Raw genomic sequence first — 15063 nt, forward strand, 5'->3', positions numbered from 1 at the left:
CCCGTCACCTCTAAAAACAATACGAATATGATTGAGATTCCCGAATCCGCCACCATTGGCAAACAGGCTAGCGAAACGCTAAAGGGTAAACGGATAGCGCATGTTATCGAGTCGAACAGTCCTCACCGTTTCACGTTCTATAATGGCGATCCGGCGGAATACTCCAATAGGCTGGTAGGACGAACGGTCCTAGGCGCCCAAGGCTATGGCGCATTCGTGGACATCCTTATGGACGCGGATACCCACCTCTTAATCGGAGACGGAACCAATATGCGTTATTATACCTCCGCGGAAAAGGCCCCGAAGAAATATCAGCTTATGATCGTATTCGAGGACGATTCGTTCCTAGCTTTCACGGTTTCGATGTATGGTTCCATCTACGCTTTCAAAGGCGAGTTTGACAATCCCTATTACCAAGGTAGCATCCATAAGCTATGTCCGTTGGACGAGAGATTCGATAAAGCCTATTTTATCAGTCTCATCCGGAATCTCAAGAAAGATATATCCGCAAAGGCGTTACTCGCCACCGAGCAACGTATTCCGGGTCTGGGGAACGGAGTCTGCCAAGATATCTTGTTCAATGCCCGGATCTCCCCCAAACGAAAAATATCGACTTTATCAGAAGAGGATACAGACCGCCTCTTCAACACCGTGAAATCCACGCTGGAAGAGATGACTTGCCGAGGAGGCCGGGATACGGAGAAGGATCTATACGGCGCCTTAGGCAATTACCGCACGATCCTATCGAAGAACACCTACCATGACCCTTGCCCCGTCTGTGGCGAACGGATACAGAAAGAGGCTTACCTCGGAGGCAGCATTTACTATTGCCCGCATTGCCAGCCTAGTGCGGTAAATTAATAATAGATCCGCATAAGCAGGGATCGGAATACGTCCTATCGCAATGATACATAATATATTTATCTCCACCAGATAAAATATTACTCTATCAAACAAGCATCACCCAAATTAAATTCATACTTTTGTCTAATTGAATATTATATACTAATTAAGCAATGCAAACGACAGCGAAGAAATGTAACCATGGGGCTAATATACGCCGGTGGAGAGAATGGCGTAATGTAAATCAAGACGTTCTTGCGGAAGAAATAGGAGTATCGCAGGCGACCCTCTCTGGCTATGAGAAAAAAGAGACGCTGGAACAGGAGATCTTGGATAAGATCGCCGTAGCCTTGAACATTCCGGTGGAAGCCATTACGGAACTTGATAACGCTGCGTCTATTAATATTGTCTCTAGCACCTTATATGATAAAGCAGGTTCAATATTTAATAATCCGACATTCAATCCGATCGATAAAGTTATCGAACTATACAACGAGAAAAACGCCTTATATGAGCGAATGCTAAAAGAGAAAGACAGCGTAATCGAATTACTGAAGGAAATAGTAAAGGACAAGATGTAAGATTTGTCCCAGCAAATCGCAGCTAATATATATAATTTGTCGCCTTGTTGTAGAGACGTAGCGTGCTGCGTCTCATCCCCTCGAAATGGAAACTTTTAGATTCTATCAGGATAGTGGGATATATAGCATATGTCTCTACAACGGTAGGGACTCAAAAGATAAGTAATACGCTCAAATTGACAATATGACAATATGTAATCTGAAGCCCCGGAGAATCGTTTTTTCCGGGCAAAGGTACATGCTGTTACCAAATACGAGAAAAAATATCAGCAATCAATTGTATTATAGCACTTTGCTTAAATATACCCTTTCATTCTAGCGAGATTAATTCATCCTATCTCCTATTTATGCAGGAGAAAGGTGCTTTTCATACGGATGCGTCGCCCATTTCTATAGGTTGCGTACCCTATTCCTACCGTATGTATCGCCAAACACATACGGTAGCGTTGCCTAACACTGGCTTTCGCGTTACCTAATCCCATTACTTCCGTCTCCTAATAGAGATATTCATACAAAAAAACAGGATAAAATGGATAATTTGACCATAAAACACTCCCTATTTCTTCTATTCGCAAAAAGGCCCCGTCATCATAATCCCGAATTTTCAAACAAAACGTCAAGGTTATCGCATTTTCGCTTACAACATCATTGAAGCCTACCGCAAAACAGATTGCCGCCCCCTGCTTTTGCGAGTGTTTTACAAACATAGAGTTTTGCAGGTGAGCCGTCATTCTTGATAAGTGAGGAAAAAGAAAAAGCCCTGTAATCTTTAAATTACAGAGCTTTACTTTATTTTGCTTTCTTTGAAAGCGGTCCGGACGGGACTAACGGATTTTAAAATCACTTTTTATATTCAATAAGTTATAAAATATTCTCAAAAAAAGCACCCAATTTCGCACCTATATAGCTTCTATGTTTTTCCAATAGGAATTTAGCTTGTTCCAACAATACAAAGATAGGTGTTTTGAATAATACAACCATAAACCATGTAAAATATTTAACAATATATCTCAGAGAACATTCTGGATTTATTATTTAATTCTAATTTTATTGAAAATTGTATCATTTAAGTATATCATGACTCGGAAAGTTTTCCCATCTATCATTTATATCTCCATCATCCATTGTATGCGTCCTTCCATCTGTGTGGCAGCATTTGTAACAGCTCCTCATAAGTTACCTTCTGCATATATGACATTCTTACTACGTCATTCAGGTGTCTACATAAGGTTACTTTATGCGCTTATGCACGTAGTCAATAACGAACAGATGCACTCATGTTAACCGTCGCCTAATAATAACTGTAGAGCAGGTAGTACTTTCTGCCCAATGTGAGGGGGATGACATTTTCTGCTAGATTATTATCAATACGTATGTCCATCCTGTAGGTACCTCATCATGTTCTCTCAGCGGGTATAAGCATAGAACTACCGCCTTTCCTGTCAGATAGTTCGGACTGACAATAATGTTATAACACCAATATCAACGTTTTATTATCCTCTGATAGTATTAGATGCTCTTTATCGAAGATATCCGAAATAAGTTGTTGCATAATATCTTTCTTCTCTAAAGGCTCTCCATCTGTCTTTGTTATCACAATTTTTGTTTGTTCTTCTGTTGTCACCATTAATTTCAGCAAGTAGTTTACATTATTCCCGCCTATTACGTCTATTTCAACCTGTCTGGTAAAGTTGAAATTTCGAGAAACGGTATCTTGTCCGTCCCTAAAGATGTTAATGTATGTTTTAGATTGACGTTTGAAACGATCTAACACTTGCTTGACAGATTCGCTATTTACCTGATATTTATCTTTAAACTTGCATTCAAAAGATTTTCCATCTAATGCACATTCAATACTTTCGAAAGTGTATGTATTACTAGGCTTTGTATATAGTTCTGTTATACTTTTTCTACCCCATTCTTGCGCATCATCACATAGAATAAGCAAGAAAGAGAATCGTAACATATCATTCTGATATATGTCATGACATGTATGCGATGCTATAGCTCGCAAAATTTCTCTTCTTATGTAATATTGTCTGGAATCTTCGTGATCAAACATATAATCCTCGTTAAGACTGTAATCAGATTCCAGAAAATACAGAAGGTGTTTATAAATGATCAGTGAACTCAATATTCCATGTTGGCTATGTTCTAATGATTTCTGAAGCTTAAAGTAATATTTTGGTTGTAATCGTGCTACATATCTTTTCCTTTTTAGATAGTTATCTCTATCCTCGCCAACCAAACCACTTAATCGTTCTTGTTCTTCCCTAAAAAGATCCTTTGTGTATTCAATCTTTTTTCTTGATTCAGGATCTATTTCCCACATTCTTGAACCGATAAAACGGAGGACAAAATCGTTCATGGAACTTTGTACACCACTGAAGGATAAGTCCATTGTTACCATAGGGTTGCTGACGAAAGAATACATCATGCTTTTTGTCCTTTCAATGACCTCCATTGCTTTTTGCAAAGGATATCCTAGGTCATGCGTAAGAGATATTAGTGTCCAAATCGACAGTTTCTCGTAAGCATTAACATCATATCCAGATTCAACTGCAATTTTTTTCAAGTATTTGCATCCATCCTTTAATAGAAGGTTTACTCCAATGAGCCAAACTCGGAATACATGCATCACATGATCCCGATAATATTTGGAACTGCCGTACAATGTAGTTTCAAATTCAGAATATTTCTCAAAGTAATTTTGAAGGTCAGAAACACCACATGCATGGGGATGCTTGTTTGCCTTTTCCTGAAAAGGTTCACGAGAATCGAAATAGCGTAGACATTTTAAGGATTTCTTTATCAAGATTCCCCATAACTCTTTTATATCTTTGGAATATTCAAATATCTTGTATTCCTCATCCGTCTCTGCAATGCGTATTTTTTCAAGAAATTCTCTAATATCTTTATCTAAAGGATATTCAATTGTTGCACCTGTTTGGGTACTAATAGTATTTACACACGCATCTAAATTGCCATACGTTCCCCGTAAAGCATTCAGATGCCTAAAATCAGTATTTGCCATATTTTCTTAGATATTGATTAAAACATTTTTCTTTATTACAAACAGAATGATACTCTTCAAGACTTTTTCTTACTTCTACCAAAAAAGCACTATTTTGGTATATATCTATTAATCTATTATTATATACATTTTGCGGTGTGTGAGTAAAACTCTCATTATTCGCATCATCTTTGAATGCTTCACATGGATATACATTACCGTCATACCGCACGTTAAGTTTGGTAGTGCCGGCTAAGCAGTTTACACTCCCTGAGCAGTCAGAAAGGGGGATTCCAATCCTGATATGATTGGGTAATTGTTCACGCATTTTGTATATTATCGCTTTCGCTTCATTCTGCTGTTCTTCAGAGAGCAAGGTCAATCTTTCATTATCCTTTGCCCTTCCTTGAAAGACCAAACGCAAGAAGCTAACCTTTTTTATTCCCAAAGCAGAACATTGCATTATAATATCAGGTATCTGCCTATAATTAATGGGCATCGGCACTGTATGTGCTTCAATTTCCAGTCCCATTCTGACGCTATGGAGTATCGTTTCATGCAGTAGCCTCCAGCCTTCAACTTTGGTACCCATAATAGTATCGTATGTTTCGGGAGTACTGGCTTCGTAGTTTACGATTATTTTACATGAATATGGCAGCAACTCCATCAAATGCTTTATGGGTATTGCGGAATATCCTTTGCTATCATTATATATTCCGCTTGTATAAACAGCTACCCTCATCCCTTTTCTATATGCATAAGCTACCATTTTTACAAGGTCTTTGTGTAGGAATGGTTCTCCTCCAGAAAAGCTAATCTGTTCGCATCCTAAAATATCTACATCATCGATTAGCTCTTTGACTTTTTCCAATGGCATCATATGATTTTTAGAGAGCGATGACATCGACGAACAGTGTATACAATAATTTGGGCACTGTTGTGTAATCTCAATTGTTATTTCTTTTAACTTCATAAGTCAAACAAAGTTGGAACCACGATCGGTTTATATTTATACATCTCTACAATATTCCATTTTGGAGGAAAAAAGAATTGTATTGGATCTGTATGAGGCATATACTTTTGCTTAATTCGCACATTACCAATCCTTAATTCCGGCATTTTTGCTCTAAGATACTTGTCTGTTTCACAAAAACAATTCTGCAAATCAATAAGTGTAGGCTCATGTCCTAGCAAGGGATGGAATGAAGTATATCCATACCTTTTCTGCAAATCATTAAAATGTTCTTTCACATACCATATGGCATCCTCACATTTGTTTCCATAGCATAAAAAACATTTCTTTATTCCCCTAATTGCACCTATTCCTGCTTTTACAAAATCATTCTCAGAGAAATTGATGTATGGACTATAGTTCATATCAATAGTATATTGATAGGCAAGAAAACTACCCAAAAATGAACAGCCTTGTAGAAGTCGAAAAACATCCTCCATGGTTTTAGCATTAAGAATATCTACTATTAGCCCACTATCTATAATCTCTTGTTTTATCATTGTAAGCCACTTTTCATGTTTCGTTGGCAAATAGTTATAAAGATGATGAGAACCTGTCATCATGTATGCATTATTAAATATTGGATACTTACGCTGCCTCTTAGTTAGCCATCCGCTAATAATCTTTGGATTGAAATTATTAACACATATTGGCTCACTTAACTGATTCTCAAGAAACTCCCAGGTTTCAATTTTGTTGAATATCTTAAAAACCAATATCCTTAATAATACATCTTCTGGTGTATATTGTTCAATATCCTTATATATTACATTTTTGATGAGATATTGACTGACCCTGTCTGTAGCTCTATACACATTTGTAAACTTGTACATCCTAAGTATAGGGTCTTCCGTATAAATGAATTTACCTTCCACCTTTCGCCAGAACATATTCATACGTTCTTGAACGAAATAGAAATAATAGCGTAGGGTTTCATCGTTAGGTGTTACTTCTTTGCTACTCTTCATATATGTCCATCTTAGGCAAATTGTATTCTTTCCAGTTACATGGGTCACCATGAATACCGTACTTGTAATTGGAAGCTAACCAATCTACAAACTTTTGTATCTTCTGAGACTCACCGTACAAATCCCAGAATTTCAGATTCCGGGAATCATTCAGTATATAGCTAAACTCTTCCGGAATAAGTGGAGCATGGTCACCAAAATAATAGAAAGTTTTTGACAGCAAAACATATTGGCCTTCTACATCTCTCTTATAATGCCCTTCATCCACTATACCGTTATCCTTGCTGTGGGCACAATTCTCTTGAATCACCTTACCCGTAGATTCATCCGTATGATACACATTATCACCATATATCTCAATCAGCGAACCGTTAAGATTCGGCTTCTTACACAAGAAGCGTGCATCATTCCAATACTGATCAAATGTAAGCTTCTCCTCAACTTTCATAGCGAATACTATATGATGTAGATTTCCCATAGACTTACTACCTAGTCCTACAATCCAGTCTCCCAATTGTAGATTTTTGTTTTTCCGAATGTCACCCTTACAGGTAGCCAAAGAAAGAGTCCCATGAAATGGATTTGGGGCAAATCCAAAGTCATGTTCAATTTTATATCTGAAACAGTTCATATTAATTGCATTTAATTCTGATAATATTTTGGATTGGACCACTCGCACTTCCATTAGGATTCTCTGAAACAACTATTCTTCCCTCAATAACATCTATAAGTTTATCAACAGAATTCCAACCAAGTGTAGTTGTTCCATACCGCTTGAACGCTTCTGGTAGTTCAACATCATCTTTACATCCATGCTCATATATTCCTATTATTACTTTTCCCTGCCTTGCTGCATTACGTATTTCGTAATTCACCCAAGGGCGTTTATGCGTATGTTCACCTATCATTACAATAAATGTTTTAGCCCATCTGATACAAATCCTAAGATATCGGGCTATTGTGGCATTAGTCACTTTATATGGACGATATTTCTTTTTTTCAACCGAACTGTTGCGTATATCACAACCATGATCTCTTAGCCTTTGCTTCAATGAGTCCAATTGTCTTTCGTCCTCACCGTAGTGACTGATAAAAATATTATGTTTCTTTTCTGCCATATATAATTCGTGCCGTTAATGGATATTTAACAGTTTCAATATCGAGTCAAAGTTGATAATAACAGTCAACACAATAATAATCATTATAGTTCCTCCATACAGTGGGATTATAGAAGATGTGTACCATCTGTTGTTAGTTATCACAAACCCCTGAATCTCCTGTTCATGAGATATACTATTCATGCTAAGTGGTTTAAAGTTGTATAAAGCCTTATTGTATGCTTCAATATCATCTTTTCCCTTTGCTTTTATAATGAAGTCAAGTTCCCGATTTCGCATTTTTCGTTCCATCTCCAAATAATAAGAATCCAGATACCAAAAGATTATCACAGGAATTATAGCAATCCATATCCACCCATTCAAATCATTAATACTACATCCCAATGCCAAAAAGCCCGACATCAACATCACCATCCACGACTTGCAATTGGTACTATTGATGGCCATACGTGTAATGTTGTCTTGCATCATTTGTAGATATAGCCTGTCATCATCTGAAAAAGTGTGTTTTTCCATATCATTTTATTATGTTTTAATTTTAACAGCGAAGGTACTAATAAAAAATGAAACACAGAAAATATAGTAAAGGAATTGATGGATAGGTATTTTGAAAAAAATGACTTAAAAAAACGAGAGAAAAGCAACATCAAGGCAGAGTTAGGACTTCGCAACGTTATCCATCTGTAACCATGCCGAAAACGGGTTATACAGTGGTCCTTATGCAAATTGCAGATAATTCGCATAAGGAAATACTATTCCGATGAAGAACATGGCATCTTTCTCGGTTTTTCATATTAACGAAGGATTTTCACTTACTAATTTTTTCTGAGAACAGCTATATTTTACCTATTTACCAGCGCCCCTTAATTCTTCTATTTTCTATAGAAATCCCTAACCAACATTTTCCTTTCTTACCTATAATACAGCTCCTTAGCTCCTGATTAACAAAGCGATTCCTCCGTAGTATGTACCAGAGGGCAACGAACTATTCAGCAAGTAAGAAAACAAAATACTGACGCCACGAAACCGGTCACATCTAATTAAAAGAGGAATAAAAATATGAATAAATTAAAATGTTTGCCGATTCATGAAGGACAAGTAACGAACCAGTAAGTCATTTCATTAACCAAAGAGAATATACACCGGGCTAAGGTCATCCACAAGATAGGGGAAAAAACATCTTCTATTTCCGGAAGAAGCACAACGGAAGACTCTGTTATACCTATTTTTATGAGATAAATGGTGATCAAACAGAACTGTATCTATATACCACGAATGGGAAATCATAGAATTTACTCATCTCGATTATATAGAAGGTTTGTGCAAACCAAGCCTAGCTTGCAATCAAGAAAGGCGTCGAGAGTAATTCGGATAGAACTGAATGGTTTATTAGCAAAATCAGAAATATGCACATGGCTTATTCAAGGGTTTTCCAAAGATAATCATCAAATAATATCTGATTATCAGCATTATACTATAAATATATATGTCACAAACAGGAATTGAACTATAATATAGCTACATAATTAGTAGATGATTGACTGTCAGATATTTAAATAAATGATTTAAAAATGAGTTCCCGGTTCGATTCCTGGTGGCACCACTTTTAAGAAAAGAAAAACGATGTAAATCCCTGAATTTCAAAGGAATTCAGGGATTTTTCATTTCCAAGAATAGGCAAAATAAGTGGGATTAAAGCAAACTATACGTCCTTATTCGGGGGACGGTTTTAGAAAGCCCTGAATGTTCCACTACGCGATAGCTACTTCATTCTTTTACTGCACGTTGCACTATTTTACATAACAGAGTCCTCGGTTCGATTTCCTAACTTTGTATCATTAAAAATTGAGCAGTATGGAAAGAAAGAGATTCAGCGTTTTGTTCTTCATCAAGAGAAGCAAACTGTTAAAAAACGGGGAAGCGCCCGTGCGTGTGCGTGTCACTTATGACCGCTTGTATGTGGAACTTCAACTAAAACGAAGCGTAAAAGTCCCACTTTGGTCGCAGGAAAAAGAGAAATCGACAGGCAAAGACCGAAATTCTGCAGAACTTAATCATTACATTGATGCCCTGCGTGTGAAATTCTATCAGATTTACCAAGACTTGGAACTGGAGGGAAAGATTATCTCCGCACGTGCCATAGTGAACCGCTATCAGGGAAAGGACGAAACTTTCAAGACATTATATAATGTGTTCAAGGAGCATAACGATAACTGCCGGAAGCTAATCGGGACGGACTATGCCGACATTACCGTAAGACGTTACGATAACTGCCTGAAATATCTCATGGAACTGGTGAAACGGGATTATAAGGTAGATGATATGCTGTTGCGTGAGGTGAACGGGGAACTGGTACGTAAATTCGACCTGTACCTAAAGGCTGAGAAGCATTGCGCACAGAATACCGTTATCCGGTACATGAAATGCTTTAAGAAAGTGATAAACCTCGCCATTGCCAACGAGTGGCTGACGAAGAACCCGTTTGCCGGAATCAAGTTTCACGAGGTAGAAGTAAACAAACAGTTCCTTAGCCAAACTGAAATTAATAAGATATGGCAGAAAGAATTTAAGATAGAACGGCTGGAACTGGTACGAGATGTATTTATCTTCTGTGTGTACACTGGACTGGCGTTTATAGACGTATATAATTTACGTCCCGAACATATTTCAGAGGATAGCAACGGTAATTTGTGGATAGTGAAAGCCCGTGAAAAGACAAACAATCTTTGTAATATTCCACTTTTGAACATTCCGAAACAGATACTTGAAAAATACAAGGACAATCCGTATTGCCTTGATAAAGGTGTTATGTTGCCTGTTCCTTGCAATCAGAAGATGAACAGTTATTTGAAAGAAATTGCTGACCTGTGCGGAATTAGAAAAAATCTGACCACGCACACCGCCCGGCACAGCTTTGCAAGCGTCATCGCACTGGCTAACAATGTATCACTTCCGAATGTGTCTAAAATGTTGGGGCATTCGTCTACGAGAATGACACAGCATTATGCCAAAGTATTAGACCAAAGCATTTTGAAAGATATGAAAGAGGTAGATATGAAGCTAAATATTCTCCAATCATAAGATTAAATCACAAATTCAAAAAAAAGACTTAGGAAAGTATTCTTAAGTCTTTTTTTATTTATACTTTTGTACTTAGTAAGTTCTGAATATCAAACTAATACAGAGTGATACAGATAATACAAATTGTGAACGGAAAATAAAATAGTTTCATATTAGATGATATTTTCATTATATGTTTGCCAATCATATAAAACTAATTTTTGTATTAACAGCCTATTCTCCTATAATATTTATTGTATGGGCAGTTGAAGTATATAATAACTTAACCAAAGGGAATCAGATTGGACTCATTAATAAGCCTATAGAGATTTTCAACCGATTAAATCTAATATTCATTTTCATTATACTCTTATTAGCATGTTATTTATTCATGAAAGCAGCGAGAGGGAAATTAACTATTAATAACATAGGTGTAAAATCTATTAAGAGCGCAGATTTGAATATGAACTCTTTGTTGTTAAGCTATTTTTTACCATGTATTGAACTCTTTAAAAAAGATCCAATTTTTATTTTTGGATGGTTTGTTGTGTTAATCATATTGATAGTTATAAATAGAGGTACATATTTTTACAACCCAATTATAAAACTCTTTGGCTATAGATATTATGAAGTCACAACAAACAGTGGCGTTGTCTACACTATGATTTCAAAAAAGAAATTAGTGAACACCAATGAAGTGAAAAGATATTCACAGCTAACAGATTATGTAATTTTAAATCAATTATAACTTATGAGAACACAAGCTAATTCTGCCGTATGCAACTTCTTTGCCCTTTTAAAAGATGACACTGTAAGAAAAATAGATTTACTACAGGCAATTACAAATAACATAAAATCCTGTTTTATTGACAATTCAACAAAACTAATGGATAGTGAAACTGAAGAAATTTTATTTGATGGGAATTTTAATATAGATGGGAACGAGGTATTATATGTTGAATTTCCTCTTTCTGATACATTATTAGAAGCGAACACTAATAGTATCGGTTTAAACACCTTGGATATATCAACAGATGAGATCAAATCACTATTCTGGATTGAAAATAACATATATTATTTTCAGAACTTTGACAAAAGGAAACTGTTACAAAATAAAAATGTACTTTTTTGGAATAACTCCACCTATGATAAACTGTCAAATGATGCTCTTATAGTTGAAAATACAGTAAATGCCATATATAAAAATGGTAAATTCTATTTTAAATCATATACTAATGCAAACAAAATAATTTCATTGATAGATTTCTTTGAAGAAGCGTCAAACGAAACCATTGAAGACTTTGCTAATCAAGAATTATTAAATGTGAACGTAGATTGGTTGAAAGAAAATAGTAATTCTATGATTAGAAAACAAATAACACTTATCCAAAAGAGTAACATTTTGGCTACAGCGACAGTCAAAAAGCTTAAATCTTCTGCAAAGAAATTCAATTTGCAAATAGAAATTGCCGATGGTAAACTCAATATACCCAATGATAAAAAGCAATGCAAGGATGTACTATGTTTCTTAAATGAGCAATTTTATATTGGGCTAATATCAGGAAAGAAATTCCGAACTAACTCTAAGAGGGAAGCTTAGTCCCTCTTAGAACCATCTTTGACCGATGAATTTTAAGCTAAAATTGAAGCATGAAATATTGCTATTTCTCAAGAAAACAAGATTTCATGCTTTCAATATTTCAAGTTATCATTCCTGTAATGCTTATCTAACAAATTCATTATATCACTTTCCCGATAAATGATTTTTCCCGGAAGTTGCACATATCCCAGCAGTCCTGTATCCCTGTAATCCTGCAAAGTCCGCTTACTGATACACAGTTTTTGGCAGACTTCCTCACCTGTCAAGTAATGTTCGCCACCCAGTACCGGACGATAATTCGTCATCATGTATTCCATATTCTCCAACACCCGGTCAAGGGATGAAAACAATACTTGTGTTGTATTGGAATCTTTTGTTATCAAATCCATAGGTTCTATTTTTTAGAGTTATTCTTCACGTGATTTTGCATAAAGGTTTCCACATCCGAAATCTTATAATAAATCTTGTTATTGATTTGCGAATAAGGTAATTTGCCCATATCACGATAGGTTTGCATCGTCCGGGCAGACACATTCAGCAAACGGCAGGTTTCGCAGTTATCCAACCACTTATCCTGTTTTCTCCGCAAAGGAATACACAGGGCATCCATATGATTGATAAAGTGGTTAAACTTTTCCTGCCAAAGTTCGAATGTTTTCTTTTCAATGGTTACTATTTCCATATTTCATTATGTTTTGATATTACTTCTTTTTTCTTGTTTGATGCAAATATATAGCCTTGAATAATAGCTTGTTTCAGACTGTCCGCAGATGTCCTTATATGTCCTCACTTGTCCCACTTGCATAGAGAAAAGAATAAGAAAAACCGAAAAAGGTAATCGATATAAAGAACTTCGTTCACGTTTCATTCTCTATTATAATAAGGAGAAGAACATAAACGAACTTTCACGGTCTGATAGTATTTTGAAGCAGAGCCGAGCAAAGCAATTCCAAACACCTGACACTTTGTTTTTTACCATTTTTTCTTATTTTATTTGTGGTGCTAATTCAAAAAACAAAGCACCATGAACAATCCTTTTGAAGAAATTTTCAAGCGGCTGGAAAACATCGAAAAGATGATTTCCCCCGTAGTCAGTTCTTCATCCGAAGAACCGGGTAGCAGGCAATCTGTTTTAGTCAAAATATCCGTAGCCAGCCGGATAACCGGATATTCAGTTAATTACCTCTATCACTTAGCCAGCAGCGGAGCGATACCATGTGTCAAACGTGGACGCTCCTTACGTTTCGATGTGGACGAGTTGCAGCGGTGGATGCAGCAACAATATGTACCAGCTTCCAACAAACTATCCGATGAAAGAGAAAAGGGATAACGAAGCGGAACACATCGAGGGTAGGCTATCCAAGAACGAGCGCATCGAAAGGCAGCTTAATTCCTTGTACGACTTCCGGTTTAATATTGTGAAAAGCAGGACAGAATATCGGGCTGCAAATACTTCCGGTTTGTATCAGCCAGTCACAAAGTTTGCTTTGAACTCTTTCAGGCGCAAACTGGATGTTACCGAAGGTGTTGCCACCTCTGCCGAAAACATCCGTATGATATTGGAAAGCGATTTCGCAAGTAAAGTGCATCCCATACGGGAATACCTTACTGCCCTACCCTTGTTGAATCCTGCCGGACATGGATATATCAAAAAACTATTGAACACGGTGCAAGTAGCCAATCCCGGCAAGTGGGAGGAGTATTTTACGAAATGGCTTGTCGGTGTGGTAGCTAATGCCATGAATGATACAGGCTGTCAAAACCATGCTTGTTTAGTCCTTACTGGCGACAAGCAGGGACAGTTCAAAACATGGTGGCTGGATAACCTTTGCCCGTCACCACTAAAAAACTATCTATTTACCGGGAAGATAGACCCGCAGAGCAAAGACATCCTGACACTGATAGCCGAATACTTGTTTATCAACATCGACGACCAGCTAAAGGAACTCAACAAGCAGAATGAAAACGCATTAAAGAACCTGATAACCACCCCGGCAGTTAAATACCGCAGACCGTATGATATTTACATAGAGGAATATCCGCATTTAGCCAGCTTCATGGCTTCGGTGAACGGTAACGAGTTCTTGACAGACCCGACAGGGAACAGACGATTTCTGCCTTTTGAAGTCCTGCACATTGATAAACCGACAGCAGAAAGTATCAACATGGATAATGTCTACTCCGAAATCATGTACTTGTATCGGCAAGGTGTACGCTATTGGTTTAATGATGCCGAGATTGAAGAACTGCACCTGACAAATGCGGAATTTGAGGTGCAAACAGTTGAGTTTGAAATGCTGATGCAGTATTTTGAAAAGCCCACAGAGGAAGAAGAAAGTCTGTTTTTTATGACAACAGTGCAAATCCTCACTTGTTTACGGGACGTATGCCCTATGCAGTTATCTGAAAAACGGTTGGGGGAAGCATTGCGGAAAGCCGGATTCAAACGGGTACAAAAGCGTATCAGCAACTGCAATTATTCGGTATATGGGTACAGAATAAAACCTATTTCCATACCCTACATCGATAACAATTACGGTTAACACAGCCGTTTATTATTGGCAGTTACTCCCATGCAGTAACTACCGAAAAAACATATTACTGTGTTTTATTCATTGAATACTAATCATTTATACAATGCGCAGTAAGGAGTAAGATAAAACCCTGAACTTTCAGGAAATTTAAAAAAAGAAAAGTCAGAAAACAACATAGGTAATATTTCTATCTCTTTTGTATAAAACAACTTACTTATCTTACTGCATAGAGTATAATCCGTTGAAAGAAAAAGAGATAGGTGCAGAAAGTTGACTGTTTTTCTTCTTACTCACTTCTTACTTCATTACTGCAATTTACAAACATTCAAAAATA

15 protein-coding genes are annotated in these 15063 nt (G+C 36.8%); 7 read left to right on the top strand and 8 right to left on the bottom strand.

Annotated features, from left to right (window positions below):
* Positions 1-27 precede the first annotated feature (27 nt).
* Both CI960_RS15680 and CI960_RS15685 read left to right on the top strand, forming a co-directional pair.
* A complete protein-coding gene (locus CI960_RS15680) occupies positions 28-861 on the top strand; it encodes a DNA-formamidopyrimidine glycosylase family protein (protein WP_005854565.1) in 834 nt (277 codons plus the stop codon).
* Positions 862-1016: 155 nt separating this feature from the next.
* Positions 1017-1424, top strand: coding sequence for a helix-turn-helix domain-containing protein (locus CI960_RS15685; RefSeq protein WP_005854563.1), 408 nt, complete (start codon positions 1017-1019; stop codon positions 1422-1424).
* 1468 nt (positions 1425-2892) lie between these two features.
* On the opposite strand, the gene CI960_RS15695 is transcribed toward CI960_RS15685, so the two are convergent.
* From CI960_RS15695 to CI960_RS15720, 6 genes are read right to left on the bottom strand one after another with little or no spacing between them, the layout of a single operon-like run.
* Positions 2893-4458 carry a hypothetical protein gene (locus tag CI960_RS15695; RefSeq protein ID WP_005864617.1) on the bottom strand — a complete coding sequence of 522 codons (1566 nt, stop codon included), beginning with the start codon at positions 4456-4458 and terminating at the stop codon, positions 2893-2895.
* Positions 4445-5410 (bottom strand): radical SAM protein, encoded by a 966-nt coding sequence (locus tag CI960_RS15700; RefSeq protein WP_094582474.1) that lies wholly within the window; start codon positions 5408-5410, stop codon positions 4445-4447. Before CI960_RS15700 ends, CI960_RS15695 begins: the two co-directional genes overlap by 14 nt.
* Positions 5407-6417, bottom strand: a complete 1011-nt coding sequence (locus tag CI960_RS15705; protein ID WP_005864614.1) for a nucleotide kinase domain-containing protein — start codon at positions 6415-6417, stop codon at positions 5407-5409. Before CI960_RS15705 ends, CI960_RS15700 begins: the two co-directional genes overlap by 4 nt.
* Complete coding sequence (locus tag CI960_RS15710) at positions 6407-7102, bottom strand: hypothetical protein (protein WP_309600819.1); 696 nt, start codon at positions 7100-7102, stop codon at positions 6407-6409. Before CI960_RS15710 ends, CI960_RS15705 begins: the two co-directional genes overlap by 11 nt.
* A complete protein-coding gene (locus CI960_RS15715) occupies positions 7050-7535 on the bottom strand; it encodes a TIR domain-containing protein (RefSeq protein WP_005864608.1) in 486 nt (161 codons plus the stop codon). Before CI960_RS15715 ends, CI960_RS15710 begins: the two co-directional genes overlap by 53 nt.
* Positions 7536-7550: 15 nt before the next feature.
* The gene (locus CI960_RS15720; protein WP_005864606.1) at positions 7551-8051 is read right to left on the bottom strand and encodes a hypothetical protein; all 501 of its coding nucleotides are present in this window, start codon (positions 8049-8051) and stop codon (positions 7551-7553) included.
* Between the two features lie 1338 nt (positions 8052-9389).
* On the opposite strand from CI960_RS15720, the gene CI960_RS15725 reads away from it, so the two are divergent.
* From CI960_RS15725 to CI960_RS15735, 3 genes are all read left to right on the top strand, one after another.
* A complete protein-coding gene (locus CI960_RS15725; protein ID WP_045899358.1) occupies positions 9390-10616 on the top strand; it encodes a site-specific integrase in 1227 nt (408 codons plus the stop codon).
* A 370-nt stretch (positions 10617-10986) separates the two neighbouring features.
* Positions 10987-11343, top strand: coding sequence for a hypothetical protein (locus CI960_RS23225; protein WP_144408962.1), 357 nt, complete (start codon positions 10987-10989; stop codon positions 11341-11343).
* Between the two features lie 3 nt (positions 11344-11346).
* Positions 11347-12195 carry a hypothetical protein gene (locus CI960_RS15735; RefSeq protein WP_045899360.1) on the top strand — a complete coding sequence of 283 codons (849 nt, stop codon included), beginning with the start codon at positions 11347-11349 and terminating at the stop codon, positions 12193-12195.
* A 92-nt stretch (positions 12196-12287) separates the two neighbouring features.
* Here CI960_RS15735 and CI960_RS15740 read toward each other — a convergent pair whose 3' ends face one another.
* Both CI960_RS15740 and CI960_RS15745 read right to left on the bottom strand, forming a co-directional pair.
* On the bottom strand, positions 12288-12584 hold the full coding sequence (locus tag CI960_RS15740) for a helix-turn-helix domain-containing protein (protein ID WP_045899361.1): 297 nt from the start codon (positions 12582-12584) through the stop codon (positions 12288-12290).
* 5 nt (positions 12585-12589) lie between these two features.
* On the bottom strand, positions 12590-12877 hold the full coding sequence (locus tag CI960_RS15745; protein ID WP_045899362.1) for a helix-turn-helix domain-containing protein: 288 nt from the start codon (positions 12875-12877) through the stop codon (positions 12590-12592).
* Positions 12878-13219: 342 nt separating this feature from the next.
* Here CI960_RS15745 and CI960_RS15755 point away from each other — a divergent pair, with 342 nt between their 5' ends.
* Together CI960_RS15755 and CI960_RS15760 are read left to right on the top strand one after the other, a co-directional pair.
* Positions 13220-13525 (top strand): helix-turn-helix domain-containing protein, encoded by a 306-nt coding sequence (locus CI960_RS15755; protein ID WP_045899363.1) that lies wholly within the window; start codon positions 13220-13222, stop codon positions 13523-13525.
* Positions 13506-14738, top strand: a complete 1233-nt coding sequence (locus tag CI960_RS15760; RefSeq protein ID WP_045899364.1) for a VapE domain-containing protein — start codon at positions 13506-13508, stop codon at positions 14736-14738. The genes CI960_RS15755 and CI960_RS15760 overlap by 20 nt, the downstream gene beginning before the upstream one ends.
* Positions 14739-15063 lie beyond the last annotated feature (325 nt).

This window comes from Parabacteroides sp. CT06 (assembly GCF_002257605.1).
GTDB lineage: Bacteria > Bacteroidota > Bacteroidia > Bacteroidales > Tannerellaceae > Parabacteroides > Parabacteroides distasonis.